The following is a 21442-nucleotide window of genomic DNA, read 5'->3' on the forward strand; positions in this document are numbered from 1 at the left end:
AACGTGGAAATTATTGAAAAAAGGAGAATTATTAAAAATGAAAACTGACGTACAAATCGCCCAGGAAGCCAATCTGAAGCCAATTTCAGAAGTGGCTGAGAAATTGGGAATAAATGCCAATGATCTGGAGCTTTATGGCAACCACAAGGCGAAGGTATCCCTTTCGGTGTTAAAGGACAATCAGGATAAGCCGGATGGTAAACTGATTCTGGTAACGGCCATCAACCCGACCCCAGCCGGGGAAGGTAAGACAACCACCAACGTGGGTCTGTCCATGGCACTGAATTACATTGGCAAGAAAACCATCACTACTTTAAGAGAACCATCTTTGGGACCCTGCTTTGGGGTCAAAGGCGGGGCTGCAGGTGGGGGATACGCCCAGGTGGTCCCGATGGATGACATCAACCTGCATTTTACCGGCGACTTTCATGCCATTACCTCAGCCCACAGCCTGCTGGCGGCGCTGCTGGATAATCACCTCCATCAGGGAAATGCCTTAAACATTGACATGGACCGGATTGTCTGGCGACGGGTAGTGGACATGAATGACCGGGCCCTGCGAAAAATTACCGTCGGCCAAGGCAGTCGCGCCAACGGCGTTGAACGGGAAACCGGCTACGACATTACCGTGGCTTCAGAAATTATGGCGATTCTCTGTCTGGCCTCCAGTCTGACCGATTTGAAAGAACGTCTGGGCCGGATGATCGTCGCCTACAATACCGCTGGCAAAGCGGTGACTGCAAGTGATCTGGAAGCCACCGGCGCCATGGCTCTGCTGTTAAAAGATGCCATCAAACCTAATCTGGTGCAAACCCTGGAAAATACCCCAGCCTTTATTCATGGCGGACCGTTTGCCAATATCGCCCACGGCTGTAACTCAGTCCTGGCCACTAAAACAGCTTTAAAATTGGCCGATTACGTGGTAACCGAAGCTGGCTTCGGCGCTGATTTGGGAGCTGAAAAGTTCTTTGATATTAAATGCCGTTATGCCGGCATCAGCCCCAGTGCCGTGGTCATCGTTGCCACTGTCCGGGCGCTGAAAATGAATGGCGGTGTGGAAAAAGCGGAATTGTCCAAAGAAAATGTCAAAGCAGTTGAAGCGGGAACGGCCAACATTGTTCAGCATCTGGATAATTTAAAGAAGTTTGAAGTACCAGTGGTGGTGGCGCTCAATAAGTTCCCAACTGATACGGCTGCCGAATTTGACGCCGTTAAAAAAGCCTGCGAAGATAAGGGTGTAAAAGTGATCTTGTCCGACGTCTTCTCTCAGGGGGGCAAAGGCGGGGTGGAGCTGGCCGAGGAAGTGGTCAGACTCTGTGATCAGAATGTGGCACCTTACAAACCCCTTTATGCCCTGGAACTGCCCCTTGAAGATAAGATTGAAACCATTGCCAAAGAGATCTACCGGGCCGATGGGGTGGAATACACCCTGGAAGCCAAGCAACAGCTGGACGAAATTGCCGCTCTGGGCTTTGATCACCTGCCGGTTTGTATGGCAAAAACCCAGTACTCGTTCTCGGATGATGCCGCCCTGTTGGGAGCACCGCGCAATTTCAACATCCATGTCAAAGAAGTCCGTCTCTCTGCCGGCGCCGGATTTGTGGTTGCCATCACCGGTGCCATCATGACCATGCCGGGTCTTCCCAAAGTGCCAGCAGCCAACGGTATGGATATTACCGAAGACGGCGAAATCATCGGGTTATCCTAATACCCTATGAAACATTAAAGCCCCATTGAAAAAACAACAAAACACTAAAATAACAAGTACATTCATACAAATAATTTAGAAATTTTAACTTCCAGGCCCATCTTCAGAAAATTTTTGTTGAAAAATGAGAAGCTTTTGAGATGGGCTCTATTTATCGAAAGGAAAGATAAAGGAATGAAAACGTATGCTTTTATCATTATGAAACCAGATGCATTGGAACGGGAACTGGTTGAAACAATTAGCCAGCGCTTTAGGAATGAAGGATTTTCGATTGAAAAGATCGGTTATCGCAATGTCGATGAACAGCTGATTCTGGCACATTATCAGGAAGTCATTAAGCGGTTCGGGGAAAGCTTTAAGGCGGCTGTGATCAGCAGTTATGTCGGTAGAGGAATGATCCCAATCCTGTTGTCTCATGAAGGTTCAGCTGCCATTGCGAACTCCCGGGCGCTCACCGGAGCAACTGATCCGTCAAAAGCGGAAAAGGGCACTATCCGAGGCGATTATGGATATGACACCCTGGAAGCAGCCAACCTTGAAAACCGCAGCTGCAATAACCTGCTGCACTGCAGCGATTCAGAAGCATCGTTGCGGGAAGAAGCGAAGCTGTGGTTTGGCGAAGCGCTGGATGTAGCGATCGATCTAAATGCCAGTTAGTGTAAGTAAATAAATTTGGAGGAAACCATGAACGTTCAATTACGAAATTTAAAACTGAATGATGCGCCCAGTATCATGAATCATGCCACTGGGCCGGTGGTAAGAAACCTGGGAAAAGTGGCTCAAAAATCGTTTGCTCTTGATGATATCCATTCGTTTATTTTAAAAGACAAGAATGTTTACCGGGTTAAGCAGATCAATAAAGCCATTATGTACGAGAACAAAATCATCGGGACAATCAGCCTGATGATTCAGGAAGATGATGGCAGTAAATCCGGTGAATTAGTCTTTTGGATTGGAGAAAGTTATTGGGGACGCGGAATTACCCAAAATGCTATTAAAGAAATGTGCCAATTGGGATTATCGGAATTTAATTTAGTGCGTATTTTTGCAGTGCCAATCTTTGAAAATATAAGAGCCAGAAAAGTTCTGGAAAAGTCAGGATTCAGGCTGGAAGGAATCATGAGAAAGAGTGTTTGTCTCAATGATCAGGTACACAATGCCTGTATGTATACACTGCTCAAGTGAGTTTAATAGATATGGCGATTAAAGACATCAAGCGTTATTGACTGTATTAAATCAAAAGCAATGGATAAAAAGAAGGAAGTTGAATAAAATGAAAAAAAGAAAAAATGAATCAGCAGCTTCAATCAGGGAATTCAGAGGAAAGTTTTCACATAAAATATCACTTCTGATTATCGCGATCGCGTTCATCGGGATTGGTTTATACGGAGTCATTTCTTATCTGCTTGTATCATCCTATCTGGCTAATTTGAAAGATCTGAATGTTGAACAGATACGTTTTGAATTTGGAATGCTTATTGCAGTGATGACACTTTCAATCATGTGTTTAAGTTTGATTGGTTCAATGATCGTAGGAAATATATTAACACGACCAATAAAAAAACTGAATGAAGTTTTCTCAAAAATGGCGCTGGGAGATGTTGACTTGGATGTAAATGATTTGAATGCATTTTCACAACGTTCAAAAGATGAATTGGGACAGATGATGGCATCATTTGTCCTAATGATTGAAAAACGAAAAGACCTGGCCGCCAAAGTTCAAAATTTGGCGGCAGGCGATTTTTCGGTGGAGTTTAAGAAAGAATCAGAGCAAGATATTTTAGGTCAGTCTTTGCTTGATATTGTCGCTCAAATCAATCAATTGTATTCTGAAATGGCAGAAAAAGCCTTTAAAACAAACGAAGGTAATTTTGAATATGAAGGAAATGAAGAAGGATTAAATGGTCAATTTCAACATTTTATGATTGGTTTTAATCAGGTTATCAGAGACCTAGTTGAACACATCAGAATGGGTGAGTCAGTTATTGGAAAGATTGGCAAAGGCGAAATACCGGATAAAATCACCAAAGAGTATGCTGGTGATTATAATCATCTCAAGGATGGCATTAATGCCTGTATTGATGGCTTAGGGGCTCTCGTAGAAGGCAACGCTGTGATGGCAAACATGCGTGTCAATGATCTGTCCCAAGTTGTTAAAGGACAGTACCAGGGAATTTATGGAGAGCTATCGGAGTCCATCAATCGTGTCCACCAACAACTGAACCTGATTGTGGCAGTAGCCAGCCGGATTGCCGCAGGTGATCTCAGTGATTTAAAAGAATTAAAACAAGTCGGGAAGTTAAGCACAGCCGATACGTTAAATCCAAGCTTGATTGCAATGATTGAAAATATTGGTAATCTGACTCAGGAAACCCAGGCAATGGCAACCATGGCTATCGAAGGAAATCTCAGTTACAGGGGGCATGTCGAAATGTTTAGTGGCGAATATGCGAAAGTCATCGCCGGTTTTAATCAAACCCTGGATGCAGTGATTGCACCCATTTCCGAAGCTTCAATTGTACTGACTGAACTATCAAAGGGGAATCTGCAGACAGCGATGAGCGGTGACTATTCAGGTGATCATGCTGAAATAAAAACTGCCATGAACAAAACAATTGCGTTTTTAAAGCGGTATGTTGCTGAAATCAGTGAGACATTGAGTGAAATCGGTCAGGGAAATCTGAATCTGGAAATTACCTCCTATTACCATGGCGATTTTCTTACCATTAAAATGGCATTAAATGACATTACCACCCATCTCAGCGAGACCATGGCAGAGATCAACACCGCTGCCGATCAGGTGAAAATGGGCGCAAGACAGATTTCCAATGGGGGTCAGGCCCTTTCACAAGGCGCAACGGAACAGGCCAGTACCATTGAAGAGCTCACCGCCTCCATCGAGGAAGTAGCCGGTGAAACAAAACAAAATGCGCACAATGCCAATGCGGTTAATGAAATTACCAGACGATTACGGGATAACGCTGAAGATGGCAATCTTCAGATGAAAAGAACAGTTGATGCTATGAATGAGATTAATCGGTCATCGACGGACATTTCAAAAATCATCAAGGTGATTGAGGATATCGCCTTCCAGACGAATATTCTGGCATTAAATGCAGCGGTTGAAGCCGCCCGGGCCGGTCAGCATGGCAAAGGTTTTGCCGTAGTGGCCGAAGAGGTCAGGACGCTTGCGGCAAGAAGTGCTGAAGCTGCAAAAGAAACAACGGTTTTAATTGAAGACTCCATTGAAAAAGTAGTATCCGGTTCGAAAATTGCCGATGAAACGTCAGAGCGTTTAAAAGAAATGCTGACTGAAATTGAAACCGTTTCGAATCTTGTCAGCAATATTGCGATATCTTCGAATGATCAGGCGTCAGAAATTGCGCAGATTACGCTGGCAATCGAACAGGTCTCTCAAGTTGTCCAGACCAACTCGGCAACGGCGGAAGAAAGTGCTGCCGCAAGTGAGGAGTTAAACAGTCAGGCTGAGTTATTAAATCAGATGATCAGGCGATTTCAGTTAAAAGAGGAAGAAAAAAAGTTTGTTTGAAAAATAGATAAAACCATTCGGGTTGTATTAAGGGAAAATCCCAGCAAATGTGTTCATACCGCTAGCTGGGAAGTCTTAATTTATGTTCTTTCAATCAGTACATTTATCTGTCAAATGTACTGATTTTTTAATAAAAGAAAGCCAAATGATTGAAGTAAAGTTTAGGGGATTAAAACGCAAGGATAAATTGAAACAGCTTAAATGAAAGCTGCAGATCAAAGATAACCTGTTGATCAGTCAGATCAATTTTACACAGCTCCTCAATTTTCTTGAGTCGATAAATAAGGGTACCCCGCTGAATGTACAAATCCTGAGATGCCTTGAGCTGCTTGCAGTTGTTATCCAGATAAGCAACAAGCGTTGGCAACAGGGCAGCCCCTTTCTTTTGATCATATGCCTGCAATTGTTTAATACAGGGGTTTAAATAACTTTCAATATCGCCGAGTTTCACAAAGGCATAAATCATGCTGCTGAGGCGATGCTCTTTAAAATTAAATAACTGGTCGTCAAGACCTAGATAATTTCCAATATCAATCGCCATCAGGGCTTGGCGGTAGAGTCTGGCAAGATCAGAAATTTTTTCTTCGCCATTGCTGACCCCGGCACACAGCTGATTTTTTTTCAGGAAGTGTGCTAAGTTTTCAGACTCCTGAGCACTGAGACTGCTTAATTGATCGTGATTGATCAAAATGACAATATGATCGTTATAAATCACCGCACAGGAACTGGTAATGAGTTTAAGGATGGCATCACTAATTTTCTTCAGCTGGGTTTTGTTTAAAAAGACATGCTGAGACTGAATTGTCAGAATAAAGAAATTCTTTTTGGGCAGCCAGTTAACGTTACGGATCCGGGCAACTAGTTCAGCATCATTTTTAAACCGTTCATCCAGAATATCGGTAATGATTAATTCTAACCGGTTGTCAGTTAGATAGCTGCGGCTGTCATGTGTTTTAAAATATAAGGCCAGCATATCACCGAAATAGCAGAGGCAGGAAAAATCACCTTCGCTGATGGGATGATTTTTTTGGATCAGACTGATGATGGCAACCCGGTTGCCGTTTAAGACCACACTTTTAGCTGATGCCCAACTGTCGCCATGCATGGGGTGGTTATAGGCGGCGTCCCGGTTATCTAATAATGTCAAGGCCCGTTTTAAAACCTGGGAAGCCTGACTATCCAGGTCGGCATAGCCTTTTTCAACAGTGAGCTTCCAAACCTCATCGTCGACAGAGTCGTCCGGAGTAAAACCGAGAACTTTCATGGAATTGTCGAGGATCATCATGGGATTGGTCAAAATCCGGTGGGCACATTCAATCAGCTGATGAATGTCCACATTTTTCATCACCAGAGACAGCAACTCATCGCCCCACTGAAAATAGCGGCGCATAACATCCCGGCAAATCTCGAATAATTGTGATAAGGAAGCAGCCGAATAAATAATCAAGGCACAGGGTGGCAGAACTTCGCTGTCGTCCGTCTCTTTTCGGGTTGCCAAAATTAACATCTCGGAAGGAATATGAACATAAGCGTCCTGGTTATAGTCGCTCCAGTCGACAATGACATAGCTGATATCGGTTGGAATTTTACTTTTCTTGGAGAAACAGACATCATCAACGTATATATTTTTGTTATAAGCGGTTCCTTTGCGGCAAAGCACGCACGATTTAAGGCCATCGTAAAGCATGGACATGGTTACTCTCATTAATAATTACCTCAGCAGATTAAAGATTCAAAAAAACAGACCGGTAGTTAATATTCATCATACAAAATGTATGGTGATTTCAATAAAATTCGCTAACAAAACAATGTTGTTAAAATATCATAATACAAAATGTATAAAAAGAAAAGCAATTTTGAAATTAATGTAGAATGTAATTTGATAAGCCAGTTGCTATAATGATAACGATTGTAATAGCGATTTAAAAATTATTGATGTGTTGAGATCGGTTTTGTTTAGACTGCAAAAAAATGCATGTTGATTTTTAAATCCAAACTAAAAATATGAAGGAGTAAAAAATGGGCAGATTAGAAAACAAGATTGCAGTAGTAACTGGAGCAACATCCGGTATTGGGGAAGCCGTTTCGTTGATGTATGTCAAAGAAGGTGCAAAAGTTGTTTGTGTCGGCAGAAATGCGGAAAAAGGAAACGAACTGGTTAAAAAAATTGAAGCAATAGGCGGCGAAGGTTCTTTTGTTCAATGCGATTTGCGTAAATTTGAAGATATCGAAAAATTAAAAGCGGCGGTTGATGAAAAATATGATCATGTTGATATTCTTTTTAATTCAGCCGGCGTTCTGGTACACAAACCGTTTTTAGAGCAAAACAAAGAAGATTTCGATTTAATTATGGAAACCAATTATCGGGCTTACGTCTGGACGATGCAGGCTTTCATCCCGGGCATGGTGGCCGCCGGCAAAGGCAGCATCATTAACGTCGCATCTATTTCGTCAATCTGGCCAGAACTGAATTCTTATTTCTATGGTGCTATGAAAGCGGCTGTTACCAACCTTTCCCGAAATGTCGCCAAGGAATTTGCCCGCCAAGGGATTCGGATCAACTGTATTTTACCAGGACCAATTAATACCGGCATGACACCGGACTTCATTAAAAACAGCAAAGAAGCGCAACAGGGAATGATTGACACAGTGTGTATGGTCGGTCGTTTGGGTGAACCAGATGATATCGCTTATCCAGCCGTGTACCTGGGATCCGATGAGTCTTCTTTTGTAACCGGAACCAATATCGTTGTTGACGGCGACGTGTGTATTAGCAACTAAGATAAAGTATCAAACAACTGAAAGAGGGCAACAAAAAATTTGATGAGGATGTAAGCGAAAAATGACGAATAATAATAGTAATCTTGGGCCAAAAGAGCTAGGCCGGCACGTCATTCAGCATGCCAAGGAATATTCAGTCTGCGTGGGCTGTAATGCCTGTGAAATTGTCTGCAGTCTGGTGCACGAGGGTGCAGCGGGGCAGATGTTGCGACGGATTTTTCTGGAACGGGATACCATCAATCTGGAGGATCATACGATTTTAACCTGCCAGCATTGTCAAGATCATCCCTGTTATGAAGCCTGTCCCAAAAAAGATCAAGCAATCTGTATTGAAGCGGATAGCGGCATTGTTTATATCAATGAAGCAGATTGTATTGGCTGTAAAAAATGCTACAAAGCCTGTCCCTATGAGCCCAAAAGAATCAATTATGACACAGTGTCAAAAAAAGCGAAAAAATGCGATTTGTGCCGCAATCGTGAAGCGGGTCCGGCCTGTATTGAGTATTGCCAGGTACAATGTCTCGCGCTGTCAGAGGCTGACTTAGGGAGGGAAAACTAAGATGAAGAGAGAATTATGCGGCTATGCCGGAAAAATCTTGCGGGTCAATCTGACAACAAAGGAAATCACCGAACAACCAATTTGGGATTATGTACCCAAATACCTGGGCGGGCGTGGAGTCGCCAACAAAATCTTCTGGGATGAGGTGAAACCGGGAGTCAAAGCCCTCGATCCGGAAAATAAGCTGATCATCATGACCGGGGCAACCACCGCCACCGGTATTCCCACTGGCGGCAGGATTGTCATTGCCGGGATTGCACCCCAATGTTATCCGGAGCAGTATGCCTGGTCCGGAATGGGCGGCTGGTTTGGCTCAGAGCTTAAATATGCCGGTTATGATGGGATTGTCCTTGAAGGTGCCCTGGAAAAACCGGGCTATCTCTTTATTGACGACCAGACGGTAGAAATCCGCGATGCCTTGGCAGCCGGCATTTGGGGGCTATATACCTATGATACCCAGATCAAACTGGAGTCTATTCATGGGAAAGATGTCAAAAGTATTGTCATTGGCCCGGCTGGCGAAAACCTGCTGCGGATGGCAATTGTGGCCACTGCCAATGAAACCGCCGCCGGCAAAGGCGGGTTCGGTGCAGTCATGGGTTCAAAGCTGTTAAAGGGCATCTGCGTCAGAGGCACCGGCAGTATCAAACCGGCAGATGTGAACAAGGTGCTGGAACTCAGAAAAACCATGGGCACCCCAGGTTTTAATACCAATCCGATTAAGGAATCACCGAAGTTTTTTGGTCATGGCCAGGAAGCAGAAGTGGAAGGGGGACTGCGAGAATACAATACCACCTGCAGTCATGGATGCAACCAGCATTGTCCCCGACTGATGATGGATATCAAGAGCACCACCTGGAAACAGGAACGGATGAATCAGGTGTCAAAATGTGTAGGTCCCTTTGCCATTGAGTGGAAATACGATTGCGCCTGGATGCCGGCCCAAACCTATGTCACCGAAAAAAACAATACTGCCGCCTGCGCCATGATGTCCGGAGCAGCACCGCCACCGGACTTTTCTGATCCTGAAATTCCGATTCTCTTTGACGAACACCAGGGTGATGAATACAATTTTTGGGGTCCGGACTACAACCGTGGGATGACCATTAATGAGCTGTGCAGTCAGTATGGCGTCAATAAGTGGGATATCATTGTCTGGCTGATGACCTGGCTGTCCATGGGTAATGCAGAAGGGGTCTTTGATGACATTGACTTTGGCATGGAAATCGATGTGGAATCGGAAGACTTCATGAAATACATGCTGGACATGATTGTCTACCGTAAAGGTTATTATGGTAATCTGTTTGCCGAAGGCATGTCCCGGGCAATACGGGAAATGGGCAAAGAAAAATTCGGCGACACTATTTATCAGCAGCGAAAGTCCCGACGATTAGGCGGTAAACAATTGGATATTCCCATCAGTTTTGAAGTAGCCTGGGGATATTCAGCCCATTGGAATGGCCGCGGTTATGAAGGAACGGTACCGTTAGATACCTGGCTGCCCATAGCTGTTGAAATGATGACCTCCACCCGGGATGCTCAGACCAACACTCATCACAAGGATACCACCGACTATATTCATGCCATGAAAACAGATCCCTATGGCAGTCTGGCGGGCCCCCAATCAGTGATCATGAATGAAACGAAGTCAGAATTGAAGGAAGCCATCACCACCTGTGACTGGCAGCTGCCGGATATGTTCTGGATGACGGCCGAAACCGAGTTATTTGAAGCGGCCACCGGGGCCGGCCTGACTCAGGAAGAGATTGAAACAGCTGCCAACCGGATCAAAAATTTATTCCGGGCCATTACCATCCGTAATTACGACCGAACCCGACAAATGGAAGTCGATGAGATTGTCCCCTTTCATCGTTATCCGGATGCTGACGGTATTTGCATTGATGAAGATGGATTTAATACTTTTGTGTCCAACTATTATCGTTTGCGCGGTTGGGATGAAAAAACCGGCTGGCCGACCCGAGAAACCTATGAAAAACTGGGATTGGGCGACGTGGCTAATGAATTGGCAGCGCTGGGTAAATGCCCACAATAAGCATTGTCTGTGAAATTTAAAAGATAAACTGAGGAGGCGAAAAGTGATGGATAAGATATTGGTATTGTCATCAGAAAAGAAGACCAGTGGCTGTTATCGGCTGGCAGAGGGGCGGTGGACGGAACAAAAGCTTTCTTTGCCGGAAGAAATGCCGCTGACGATTTTTGTCAATGGCCATGAACTGGTAACCATTCTTTGTTCGCCTTCCAGTTTGAACTTTCTGGTGATTGGCTATTTGTTTTCAGAAGGACTTATCAAAGCAGTAAATGATATTGATATTTTAAGGGTCTGCGAAAGCAGTCGGCTGGCCGATGTCCGGCTAAAAAACGAAGTCACCATCAGCACCGAAAAACGGATTCTGACCTCCGGCTGTGGCGGTGGAATGAGTCTGGGAACAGCGATGCCCAAAATCATCATCTGTTCGGATTTAAAAATTACGCCAGCGAGGATTTTTGATCTGATCCGGCAAATGGTCAAAAGCGGCTCTGCCTATCGCTTAACCGGCGGGGTACACACCACTGTGCTGTGTGATCATGACGTGATTCTGGCCATGGGGGAAGATATTGGTCGCCATAACACCCTAGATAAAGTAATTGGTAACTGCATGATGTGTGAGATCAACCCGAAAGATAAGATCTTAATGACAACCGGAAGAATTGCATCAGAGATTCTTAAAAAAGTAGTAATGCTGGAAGTGCCCATGGTTGTTTCGCTTAGTTCACCGACTGATGAGGCGGTAAACCTGGCCCGAAGCCTCGGCGTTACCTTAATTGGTTATGTTCGTGGTCAAAACATGACCGTGTATGCCAATGGGCAACGTTTGGAAGCCGGTCAGGAAACAGAGATACTTTGTGCTTCAAAAGGATAATAGCGAACAATAAAAGACACCACTATCATTGGAATTATTAAATCAATAACAATTTAGATTTGTAACAAGCGATTTAACCGGAAGTTTAAGTGGTTACTCAAATAGTTCATAAAGGAATATTGATATGGAGATAATCAGAAGACCTTGTAGATTGCTGCAAGGTTTTTGAATAATTAAAAGCTTTCTAAATGTTATGAAAACCAATAGTGTGAACACCTTAAGGACCCTGTTAAGAAAGAAAGGAAGAATAATGAGTCAAAATACAAAAATATCTGGCTGTGGCTGCCACAGTGACCAGCCCAATCCCTTTGCGGAACTTTCACCGGTGCTGGATCGTTACGCCGACATCCCCGGAAGTTTGATTACGATCCTTCAGAAAGCCCAGGAGCTCTACGGTTTTTTATCGGTTGAGCTGATGCGCCATATTGCCCTGGAAACCCACACCAGCATTGCCAAGGTTTACGGGGTGGCCACCTTCTATACCCAATTCCGCTTTGAACCGGTGGGGAAATACCTGATCATGCTCTGTCAGGGCACAGCCTGTCACGTCAACGGCTCCAAACAGGTCGAAGAAGCCGTGATGGACTACCTCGACATCAAAGAAGGCGAAACCACCTCCGACGGACTGTTCACCCTGAACAACGTGGCTTGTCTGGGCTGCTGCAGCTTATCCCCGGTGATGATGATCAACGACGACACCTATGGTCAGTTGACTAAAGACAAGGTGACGAATATTCTGGCCGAGTTAAAAGAACAGGCCGGTAACGGGACAACGGATTTCGAAAAAGCACCTCAGGAGGTGACGGCATGAAAATTGTCATTGGAGCAGGCAGCTGCGGCATTGCCGCCGGCGCCCATAAGGTGCAGACCTCCTTTGAAGCCATCATCGCTGAAAAAGGACTCGAGCTGTCCGTCGAACAAACCGGCTGCATCGGCACCTGTTACCTGGAACCGATCGTTGACGTGGTTGACGATGCCGGCAACAAGGTAACCTTTGTCAACGTCACCACGGTTGATGCCCAACGGATCATTGAAGACTATGTCGTCGCTCAGAAAGAACTGGCCGATTTACAGATTTCCCAGGATGATCTGACGATGATCGGCAAACAGAAACGGATTGTCCTGCGCAACTCCGGGATCATCGATCCCGAACGGATTGACGACTATCTGGCCGTTGACGGCTACCTGGCCGCCCGGAAATGTCTGACCGAGCTGACCCCGGAAGCCATCATCGAAACCGTCAAGATTGCCGGTTTAAAGGGCCGGGGCGGGGCCGGTTTCCCCACCTGGTTCAAATGGGACGCCGCCAAGAAATCCCCGGGAACCACCAAATATATGGTCTGTAACGCCGATGAAGGCGACCCCGGGGCCTTCATGGACCGCTCCGTCCTGGAAAGCGATCCCCATGCTCTGATCGAAGGGATGTTAATCGGCGCCCGCGCCATCGGAGCCAACGAAGGCATCGTCTACGTCCGGGCCGAATACCCCCTGGCCATCGTGCGGCTCCAGAAAGCCATTGATCAGGCCCGGGAAAAAGGCTTCTTAGGACGCGATATCTTCGGCACCGGATTCGCCTTCGATCTGCGCATCAAAGCCGGCGCCGGGGCCTTTGTCTGCGGTGAAGAAACCGCGCTGATTGCTTCATTAGAAGGGGAACGGGGGATGCCCCGATTAAAACCACCCTTTCCGGCCCAGAAAGGCTACTGGAACAAACCCACCAACATCAACAACGTCGAAACCTTTGCCAATGTCCCCTGGATCTTTAGAAATGGCGGCGACGCCTATGCCGCCCTGGGCACCAAAGAAAGCAAGGGCACCAAGGTCTTTGCCTTAACCGGCAAGGTCAAAAAAGGCGGCCTGGTGGAGATCCCCATGGGCCTGACCCTGCACGACGTCATTTTTGACATCGGCGGCGGGATTAAGCAGGACAAAGCCTTTAAAGCCGTCCAGATGGGCGGCCCTTCCGGTGGCTGTATTCCCGCCAGTCTTTTGGATACCCAGATTGACTACGCCGAAATCACCAAAACCGGTGCCATCATGGGTTCCGGCGGGATGGTCGTCATGGACGAAACCACCTGTATGGTGGACATGGCCCGTTTCTTCCTGGACTTCACCTGTAAAGAATCCTGCGGCAAATGTACCTACTGCCGGGTCGGTACCACCCGGATGCTGGAAATCCTCAACCGGATTACCCAGGGCGAAGGCCAGGACGGTGATATCGAATTGCTCGAAGAACTCTGTTACAAGATCAAAGACGGTTCCCTGTGCGGCCTCGGTCAGACCGCCCCCAACCCGGTGCTGACCACCATCAAATATTTCCGTAACGAATACGAAGATCATCTTTACAATAAAAAGTGTACCGCCAGAAGCTGCAAGCCGCTGTTAACCTACACCATTGATAAAGACAAATGCGTCGGCTGCGGTGCCTGTAAAAAGAACTGTCCCGTAGATGCGATTAGCGGCGAAAAGAAGCAGATCCATGAGATCAATCAGGACCTCTGTATCAAGTGCGGCAAATGCTTCACTGTCTGTAAATTTGATTCCGTCATCATTGACTAGAAAGGAGTGGGAGAATGAAAAAATTTAAACTGAACATCGATGGAAAAGAAGTCACCGGCATTCCCGGACAAACCATTTTAGACGTCGCCCGGGAAAATGCAATTGATATTCCCACCCTGTGCTATGACGACCGCCTGGAGATCTACGGTTCCTGCGGCCTCTGTGTGGTGGAAGTCCAGGAGATTCCCAAGATCTTAAAAGCCTGCGCCACTGAAATCAGCGACAACATGGTGGTGAGCACCCGGACCCCCCGGGTCATTGAATCCCGCAAAACCAACCTGGAGCTGCTGCTTTCAAAACATATCGGCGACTGCGTCGCCCCCTGTAAGCGGGCCTGTCCCGGCACCACCGACTGCCAGGGCTATGTCGGTTTAATCGCCAATGGCGAATTCGAAGAAGCCTTGAAGCTGATCAAAGAACAGCTGCCCCTGCCCGGGGCCATTGGCCGGGTCTGTCCCCATCCCTGTGAAGATGCCTGCCGTCGCGGCGAGGTCGATCAACCGATTGCCATTGCCTGGCTCAAACGCTTCGCCGCCGACTTTGATATGACCCATAACATGTTCATGCCCGAAATCAAGAACGCCACCGGTAAATCCATTGGCATCATCGGCGGCGGTCCCGGTGGACTCACCGCCGCCTATTATCTGATCCAATCCGGTCACGCCGTCACCATTTATGACGCCATGCCCAAAATGGGTGGGATGCTCCGTTACGGGATTCCCAAATACCGCCTGCCCAAAGGGGTCGTTGACGAAGAAGTGGGACTGATCGAAGACATGGGGGTCGTCTTTAAAAACAATACCCGCATCGGCGTCGATCTCCCTTTTGAGACCATCCGCAACACCCATGACGCCGTCTATGTGGCCCTGGGTGCCTGGACCAGTTCCGGCCTGAGATGTGACGGCATCGATGCCAAGGGCGTCATCGGCGGGATTGAGCTGCTGCAGCAGGTGGCCAATAACGAACCGATTACCCTCGGCGAAAAAATCGCCATTGTCGGCGGCGGCAACACTGCCATGGACGCCTGCCGGACTGCTATCCGGTTAGGTGCCAAGGAAGTCTACAACATCTACCGCCGCACCAAAGCCGAAATGCCGGCTGAGGAAATTGAAATCAGCGAAGCTGAAGAAGAAGGGGTGATCTTCAAGAACCTGACCAACCCCATCGAAGTCATTAAGGGTGACGACGGCCAGATTGTCAAAATCCGGCTCCAGAAAATGGCCCTGGGTGAACCCGATGCCAGCGGCAGAAGAAGTCCAGTCCCCATCGAGGGCGAAGAAGAGATCCTTGATATCGATACCCTGATTCTGGCCATTGGCCAGGGCATCAACCCGGATGGCATCGGCACAGCGAAAACAGAAGAAAACAGTGATGACAACCGTCTGGCGCTGACCAAATGGAATACCGTGCTGGCCGACGAACAGACATTTCGGACGAATCTGGATGGCGTGTTTGCCGGCGGCGACTGCATCAACAGTGGTGCCTCCATTGTCATTAAAGCCGTTGGTGATGCTAAAAAAGCCGTGCCCTTTATCGAAGGCTATTTAAACGGCGAAAGCATTGCCTACCACGAACCCTATTACGTCATAAGAGAAGCGGTCGATCAGGACTATCTCGAAAGCATCAAGAAAAACAAACGCCCGGCAATGACCCATTTAACCCCAGACGCCCGCAATGATAACTTCCTGGAAGTGGTGGAAGGCTATAATCCCCTTCAGGCCGTTGAAGAAGGCAAACGCTGTCTCGAATGTGGTTGTCAGGATTACTTTGAATGCAAGCTGGTATCCTATGCCAACGCGTATGAGGTTAAACCCGAACGCTTTAAGGGCAAGAACCCGGAAGCCAAGATTCAGGACGACCATCCCTTTGTGATCCGGGACAACAGCAAGTGCATCACCTGCGGCCTCTGTGTCCGGGTCTGCGACGAAATCGTCGGCGCCGAGGCCCTCGGCCTGGTCGACCGCGGTTTTGAAACCATCGTCGAACCAGCCCTACGCCAACCCTTAAAAGACACCGGCTGCGTCAGCTGCGGGATGTGCATCTCGGTCTGTCCCACCGGTGCTTTAAGAGAAGGGCTCACCGGGATAAAACAGATTCCCCTCGATACCAAAAAGACCGAATCCACCTGCGGCTACTGTTCCGCCGGCTGCCAGATCGTTATCGAATCCAAGGGTGATACCATCATTAAAGCGATCCCCCGGTCAAACCATCAGGACCTCAACCAGGGCGTGATGTCGTACCGCTACCGCTTTGGCACCAACCTGGTCCAGTGGGGCGATCGCATCACCACCCCGCTGATCAGAAACAAAGCCGGCGAACTGGAAGAAGCCACCTGGTATGATGCCCTGGTGACCATTGCCAAAAAATCCCAAAGCATCGCCGCCCGCTATGGTGCTGAAGCTGTGAAGATGGGCATCTCACCCAAGTATACCAATGAGGAAATTTATACCTTTGCCCGGCTGGCCGAAGTACTCCGGGCGGAAACCTTCAGCTTTTCCAACCGCAGTCACGGCGGAACAGCTGTCCTCCAGGGCGACTTTCAGATCCGGGACATGGAGGCGATTGTCAGCGCCGATACCATTCTGGTTCTGGGGATGCTGCCAGCGGACAATCCGATTGTCAAGTATAAGTTGATCCAGGCATCAAAAAATGGCGCAACAATCATGGCGATCAATCACCGCGAAAGTGGCTATGGTAAGCTGGGCCGGGAGTTTATCCTTGGTTGTGACCAGTTGCCATTTTTAGGAGAAATTACCAAACATGTGCTGGAAAACAGCAAAGTCAAAAGAGATCTTGCAAATCTGGAGCTGCTGAAAACCTCGCTTTTTGATTTTGATATCTGCGAGGACGCCAGAGCAATCGGCGAAAGCCTAATCCAGGCCAAAAATCTGGTGATGGTTATCGGGGACAAGTACGTCACCGAAGAAGCGGCGGCAATGCTCGGCAATCTGCTGGCGCTGCTGGGTAAAGCCGACGGCAAACGCAGCGGGATTTTCCCGGTGGCAACTAAAAACAACAGTCTGGGCCTCAATTATCTGGGGGTGCAAAACACGGCCGCTGTTTTAAGCGAAGCAAAAGCGTTGCTCTTATTCGGCGAAGATCCCAGTACTGATTTAAGCCGATATGATCTCCTGATGGTTCAGGATACCCACCTGACCCAGGCCGCTGAAAAAGCCGATGTGGTACTGCCGGCCCTGGCCTTCCCGGAAGTCAATGGCACCTTTGTCAATACCGAAGGACGGTTGTTAAAAGTTAAAAAAGCCGTTGAGAATCCCTTGGAATTCAGCAACATTGAGATGGCCCAGGCGATTGCCGACATTCTTTCGGCAGATCTTGGTTTGGCCTGCCCGAAAAAAATAAGAAAAGCCATTGAAAAAGATCACCCGGCATTTCGGGAGGTGGAAGCAGGGGAGCTGTTAATGCATTTTGCAGCAGAGCAACCAGGCTTGGCGCTAACTCCCTATGTCGATGGTCGGCTGTTTACGGAACTGCCGGGTACCGATTATCTGATGAATACCGTTCAGGATGAATTGAACAAGTTCGTTAAAGCCTAAAAAATTTAAATTTAAATCTAAAAAAAAAGTTTAAAAGAAATTTCCTGATTGATACATAGGTGATCAATCAGGAATATCTTTGTTAAGAGAAAAATAAAAACAATAGTAACAATTGATGTGGCAGGTCATGCACGATGTAATGATCTAAAGCCGATTATTACATCGTATTACATTTGATCGTTTCATTAAATAAGCTAAACTAATTTTAAAACTTAAAAAAACTCTGTCTCGAAAAAATCAGGATGATCTGATTTCAATCGAGATAGAGTTTTTAAAAATTAACGTTTATAGACTAGCGATTATTCACTTATGCCTGTGGTGATAGCTCAGGTTCTGAAATAATTTCAGATTTCTTTGAGCAAAGTTCTGGCAGCAGGAAAACGAGCACTGCGACGATTGCCATGCAGCCACCAGCCAGGATAAAAAAAAGCTTCATATCAGAACCGGCGATGGGTGTAATAATAAATGTTGGGATTAAAACGCCACCCATTAATTGCAAGGTTGCGGTAAAACCACCGGCGGTACCGGCGTATACTGGTCCGATTTCAGGAAGCTGAATAGGAATTGTCATTAACAAAGGAATCTGGCCAGCCAGAGCAGCACCCGTTAAAAACAGGCTGATGCCCAAAAGAAAACCAGCCGGGGCACTCCAGGCCAGAGCTGCACCGAGGGCAGAAACCATGGCCAGGATCAATAAAACGGGTTTCATTTTACCGACTTTGCTGACGATTAGGGGTGAAATCAGACAACCAACCAAACTGCCAATCAGCATAATTGAACCATAGCCGCCAGCGGCAACGGCATCAATACCGCGACCAACCAGCGCCGTTGGTAAAAAGGAACTGATGGCAATATTACAGGCGACAATTCCCATGAGACAAAATCCAACAATCCAGACCGGGCGACTTTTTGCGACCACCTTAACGGCCATTCCCAAAGTCGCCGTTTCAAAAGCTGAATCGCTGGATGCTGTTTGTTCGGGATTTTTAACCACTAGCAGCCAGAGAATCGTTCCGACAACACTAATGATTGCTGCAAAAATAAATGCACTGGTAATACTTGGGAAAAAGGCGGTTGTTCCCATCCCCAGGGTCATCGCCAAGGTTGATGATGCCAGCAGGATACTCATCATTGAGCTGATTTTTTCTGCAGGAAAATAGCTGCCGATGATTTTTGCGCCGTTTGCATTTAAGAAAGCAGCACCAAATCCAGTTAAGATCATATAAATCAATAGCGTGTTTGAATCAGTGGCAGTGACTCGTAAACAAGTCCCAATAGCTGTAACAACTAATGCGATGCCGATAACTTTCTTGATGCCAAATTTATCAACCATTAAACCGGCAATCAGACTGAATAAAATGGCTGGAATCATTGGGGCTGAAAATAAGCTGCTGAATTGGCTCATTGATAAATTGAATTGTTCAATTAATTGCGGTGCCAGGGGGGATAACTGATATTGGGTATAGCTTGGTGAAAATAATGCCAGACAGGCAATCGCCAGAACGATCCAGGAATAGTTTTTGTTTTTCATGTGTTGATCTCCTTAATGAATGGCACGAACAATACCGGAGTATTGTTTGTGCCATCTTAATAAAATTGTCAAAAATTGAATGTGCAATCAGGGGTTAATCGGTTTAATAACGGCCAATATCACAGGCCACCTGATGAGCGGCCGAGGTGGCATCGTAAATATTTTTCGGGGTGACGCAGTCGCCAATCTGATAAAATTCTGGGGCACATGTCGAAAGAGCCAGAGCATCTTCCCGGAGCGGTTTCTGTCCGATAGCATAGATAACCGTATCGGCAGGGATAGTGCGGACGCCGTCAGCATCTTCTACAGTCAGTCCAGTATCAGTGATTTCCAGAGCTTTGGTGGAAACGCAAAGCTTGATATTGGGGTGACGGGTCAGTTCATCGCCCAGCGCCACACCGTGAACCAGTGGGAAGCCGCCGGGTAATTCCATTAAGCCGCCCATCCGGTTGGAGGTGCCTTCAACCGGAGGTGGAGTGGCAATGGTGCCGGGTGCCATTTCGACAATGGTGATGTCACGGCCCAGGCTTGACAGGAAGATTGCCAGCTCCAGACCAACCAGTCCGCCACCCATAATGACGGCATGCTGGCCGACTTGTTCGGGATGATAATACACTTCTTCGGCGCCGACGGCTTTGGGGCTGTCGATGCCTTTGATATTGGGAACCAGCGGCCGGGCGCCCATGGCGGCAATGATCACGTCGGGATGGAAGGATTCGGCCAGTTCCGGGGTGATGGCGGTATTAAAATGGACTTCAATGGCAGATCGGGATACTTTTAACGCCTGGCGTTTAAGATAGGTGTCCAGATTTGATTTAAAAGGGATTTTTTCCTCACAGAGCAGCGCCCCGCCCAGACGATCGGTTTTTTCGCAGAGAATCACCCGGTGTCCCTGTTTGGATGCCGTCAGCGCTGCCTGCATCCCGCCGACACCGCCGCCGGCAACCAACACCGTCTTTTTATGAGCCGGTAATGGGGCTGTCAGACTGGCTTGCTCCCGGCCAATTTCGGGATTAGTGGCACAGTAGAAAACGCCGTCGATGGTGCTGTTGGAGAAGCAGTAAAAACAGCGCAGGCAGGGGTTGATCTCATCGGCTCGTCCCAGTCGGGCCTTGATTGGCAGATCGGGATCAGCCAGGGTTTGACGGCCCAGATTGACGACGTCCACCTGGCCGGAGGCAATCAGCTCTTCCATCATTTCGGGATCAGTCAGGGCACCAACCGTGCCAACCGGGGTTTCGACGTGCTTTTTAATTTCAGCGGCATAGGAGGTATTGCAGCCATCGGGCAAAAACATGGTGGGATGGGTTTTCATAGCTGCCGAATCGATTTCATGATGACCCACTGAAACATGAATCATTTCAACTTTACCATCTAATAGCTTAGCAATTTTAATTCCTTCATCCAGATCGTAACCATCTGGCAGACATTCGGTGGCACTCATTCTAAATTCGATGGGCATATCCGGGCCGACCCGCTTACGAATGGCTTCGATAACAGCCAGTGGAAAACGCATCCGGTTTTCTACTGAACCGCCCCACTTGTCAGTCCGTTTGTTGTCCCGGGGGGAGAGGAACTGATGCATCTGCCAGCCGTGACCGCCGTGGAGGGTGATCATGTTGTAGCCGCACTGACGGGCAAAGGAAGCCGCGTCGCAGTATTTTTGAATCATCGCATCAATCTGCTCATCCTGCATGGCGCGGATTTCCACCCCATCCTCGCGAATCCCGTCAATCGTGCCGTAAATAAAGCCGGGATTGACCGGCATTAAACCCAGGTTGGCATTTTGGCCGGCATGGCAAAGTTCAATACCGGCCACGGCACCATGGCGGGTAATGGCAGTACTGACTCGGGTCATGTTGACCTTTCCAAGGATATCGTTGCCCCGCATTTGAAAGGGGTGGCTGCGGCCATATTCACCGTCGATGATCATGTCGCCGACACAGACCGAAGCAAATCCGCCCAGAGCTTTTCGCTCATAAAAATAGGCGGCTTCTTCGGTTAAAAACCGGTCGCTGGTTAAACCGGGATAATCCTGGGGGGCAGAAAAGATCCGGTTTTTGAGAAGTGTTTTACCCAGTTTGATGGGCTCAAACAAATGTTTATACTTTAATTCTGGCATAATGACAATCTCCTTCAATTTTTATAGATAACTAAATTTTATAACAAGAACGTCATCGCAGCATCACACCAATGGCTGAAAATGCGGGCCGGAATTTCGACAATTACTTAAATGTTAAAAAATTAAAAACATGATAAAATAAAATAGATTAAAGATT

At 47.3% G+C, this 21442-nt stretch carries 14 protein-coding genes; 11 read left to right on the forward strand and 3 right to left on the reverse strand.

Annotated elements, in window-relative coordinates; genetic code table 11:
• Positions 1 to 37: 37 nt before the first annotated feature.
• The 4 genes from CHL1_RS05865 (at position 38) to CHL1_RS05880 (ending at position 5258) form a co-directional block, all read left to right on the forward strand.
• The gene (locus tag CHL1_RS05865) at positions 38 to 1708 is read left to right on the forward strand and encodes a formate--tetrahydrofolate ligase (RefSeq protein ID WP_070369783.1); all 1671 of its coding nucleotides are present in this window, start codon (positions 38 to 40) and stop codon (positions 1706 to 1708) included.
• A 174-nt stretch (positions 1709 to 1882) separates the two neighbouring features.
• The gene (locus CHL1_RS05870) at positions 1883 to 2365 is read left to right on the forward strand and encodes a nucleoside-diphosphate kinase (RefSeq protein WP_250935233.1); all 483 of its coding nucleotides are present in this window, start codon (positions 1883 to 1885) and stop codon (positions 2363 to 2365) included.
• A 27-nt stretch (positions 2366 to 2392) separates the two neighbouring features.
• Positions 2393 to 2893 (forward strand): GNAT family N-acetyltransferase, encoded by a 501-nt coding sequence (locus CHL1_RS05875; protein WP_250935235.1) that lies wholly within the window; start codon positions 2393 to 2395, stop codon positions 2891 to 2893.
• Between the two features lie 88 nt (positions 2894 to 2981).
• Entirely contained in the window at positions 2982 to 5258 is a 2277-nt protein-coding gene (locus CHL1_RS05880; RefSeq protein WP_070369786.1) for a methyl-accepting chemotaxis protein, read from the forward strand.
• Positions 5259 to 5427: 169 nt separating this feature from the next.
• Here the strand turns inward: CHL1_RS05880 and CHL1_RS05885 are convergent, their stop codons facing one another.
• A complete protein-coding gene (locus CHL1_RS05885) occupies positions 5428 to 6963 on the reverse strand; it encodes a PucR family transcriptional regulator (RefSeq protein WP_084633443.1) in 1536 nt (511 codons plus the stop codon).
• A gap of 314 nt (positions 6964 to 7277) precedes the next feature.
• On the opposite strand from CHL1_RS05885, the gene CHL1_RS05890 reads away from it, so the two are divergent.
• From CHL1_RS05890 to CHL1_RS05920, 7 genes are all read left to right on the forward strand, one after another.
• Positions 7278 to 8039 carry an SDR family NAD(P)-dependent oxidoreductase gene (locus CHL1_RS05890; protein WP_250935237.1) on the forward strand — a complete coding sequence of 254 codons (762 nt, stop codon included), beginning with the start codon at positions 7278 to 7280 and terminating at the stop codon, positions 8037 to 8039.
• 61 nt (positions 8040 to 8100) lie between these two features.
• On the forward strand, positions 8101 to 8598 hold the full coding sequence (locus tag CHL1_RS05895; RefSeq protein WP_250935245.1) for a 4Fe-4S dicluster domain-containing protein: 498 nt from the start codon (positions 8101 to 8103) through the stop codon (positions 8596 to 8598).
• Position 8599: 1 nt separating this feature from the next.
• Positions 8600 to 10651, forward strand: a complete 2052-nt coding sequence (locus CHL1_RS05900; RefSeq protein WP_070369790.1) for an aldehyde ferredoxin oxidoreductase N-terminal domain-containing protein — start codon at positions 8600 to 8602, stop codon at positions 10649 to 10651.
• Between the two features lie 46 nt (positions 10652 to 10697).
• A complete protein-coding gene (gene fdhD, locus CHL1_RS05905; protein WP_070369791.1) occupies positions 10698 to 11519 on the forward strand; it encodes a formate dehydrogenase accessory sulfurtransferase FdhD in 822 nt (273 codons plus the stop codon).
• A gap of 250 nt (positions 11520 to 11769) precedes the next feature.
• Positions 11770 to 12330, forward strand: coding sequence for an NADH-quinone oxidoreductase subunit NuoE (gene nuoE / locus CHL1_RS05910; RefSeq protein ID WP_250935247.1), 561 nt, complete (start codon positions 11770 to 11772; stop codon positions 12328 to 12330).
• Positions 12327 to 14078, forward strand: coding sequence for an NADH-quinone oxidoreductase subunit NuoF (locus CHL1_RS05915; RefSeq protein ID WP_276520477.1), 1752 nt, complete (start codon positions 12327 to 12329; stop codon positions 14076 to 14078). Before nuoE ends, CHL1_RS05915 begins: the two co-directional genes overlap by 4 nt.
• Positions 14079 to 14092: 14 nt before the next feature.
• Positions 14093 to 17632, forward strand: coding sequence for a molybdopterin-dependent oxidoreductase (locus tag CHL1_RS05920; RefSeq protein WP_250935249.1), 3540 nt, complete (start codon positions 14093 to 14095; stop codon positions 17630 to 17632).
• Between the two features lie 307 nt (positions 17633 to 17939).
• Here the strand turns inward: CHL1_RS05920 and CHL1_RS05925 are convergent, their stop codons facing one another.
• Together CHL1_RS05925 and CHL1_RS05930 are read right to left on the reverse strand one after the other, a co-directional pair.
• Positions 17940 to 19163, reverse strand: a complete 1224-nt coding sequence (locus CHL1_RS05925) for an MFS transporter (RefSeq protein WP_070371239.1) — start codon at positions 19161 to 19163, stop codon at positions 17940 to 17942.
• 103 nt (positions 19164 to 19266) lie between these two features.
• Positions 19267 to 21285 carry an oxidoreductase gene (locus CHL1_RS05930; protein ID WP_070371240.1) on the reverse strand — a complete coding sequence of 673 codons (2019 nt, stop codon included), beginning with the start codon at positions 21283 to 21285 and terminating at the stop codon, positions 19267 to 19269.
• Between the last annotated feature and the right edge of the window lie 157 nt (positions 21286 to 21442).

Source organism: Acetobacterium wieringae (assembly GCF_023700225.1).
Taxonomy (GTDB): Bacteria; Bacillota; Clostridia; order Eubacteriales; family Eubacteriaceae; genus Acetobacterium; species Acetobacterium wieringae.

Bases quoted from the DNA above. Each gene is read 5' to 3' on its own strand.
- CHL1_RS05865 (WP_070369783.1), top strand. From the start codon at position 38: ATGAAAACTGACGTACAAATCGCCCAGGAAGCCAATCTGAAGCCAATT.
- CHL1_RS05870 (WP_250935233.1), top strand. From the start codon at position 1,883: ATGAAAACGTATGCTTTTATCATTATGAAACCAGATGCATTGGAACGG.
- CHL1_RS05875 (WP_250935235.1), top strand. From the start codon at position 2,393: ATGAACGTTCAATTACGAAATTTAAAACTGAATGATGCGCCCAGTATC.
- CHL1_RS05880 (WP_070369786.1), top strand. From the start codon at position 2,982: ATGAAAAAAAGAAAAAATGAATCAGCAGCTTCAATCAGGGAATTCAGA.
- CHL1_RS05885 (WP_084633443.1), bottom strand. From the start codon at position 6,963: ATGAGAGTAACCATGTCCATGCTTTACGATGGCCTTAAATCGTGCGTG.
- CHL1_RS05890 (WP_250935237.1), top strand. From the start codon at position 7,278: ATGGGCAGATTAGAAAACAAGATTGCAGTAGTAACTGGAGCAACATCC.
- CHL1_RS05895 (WP_250935245.1), top strand. From the start codon at position 8,101: ATGACGAATAATAATAGTAATCTTGGGCCAAAAGAGCTAGGCCGGCAC.
- CHL1_RS05900 (WP_070369790.1), top strand. From the start codon at position 8,600: ATGAAGAGAGAATTATGCGGCTATGCCGGAAAAATCTTGCGGGTCAAT.
- fdhD (WP_070369791.1), top strand. From the start codon at position 10,698: ATGGATAAGATATTGGTATTGTCATCAGAAAAGAAGACCAGTGGCTGT.
- nuoE (WP_250935247.1), top strand. From the start codon at position 11,770: ATGAGTCAAAATACAAAAATATCTGGCTGTGGCTGCCACAGTGACCAG.
- CHL1_RS05915 (WP_276520477.1), top strand. From the start codon at position 12,327: ATGAAAATTGTCATTGGAGCAGGCAGCTGCGGCATTGCCGCCGGCGCC.
- CHL1_RS05920 (WP_250935249.1), top strand. From the start codon at position 14,093: ATGAAAAAATTTAAACTGAACATCGATGGAAAAGAAGTCACCGGCATT.
- CHL1_RS05925 (WP_070371239.1), bottom strand. From the start codon at position 19,163: ATGAAAAACAAAAACTATTCCTGGATCGTTCTGGCGATTGCCTGTCTG.
- CHL1_RS05930 (WP_070371240.1), bottom strand. From the start codon at position 21,285: ATGCCAGAATTAAAGTATAAACATTTGTTTGAGCCCATCAAACTGGGT.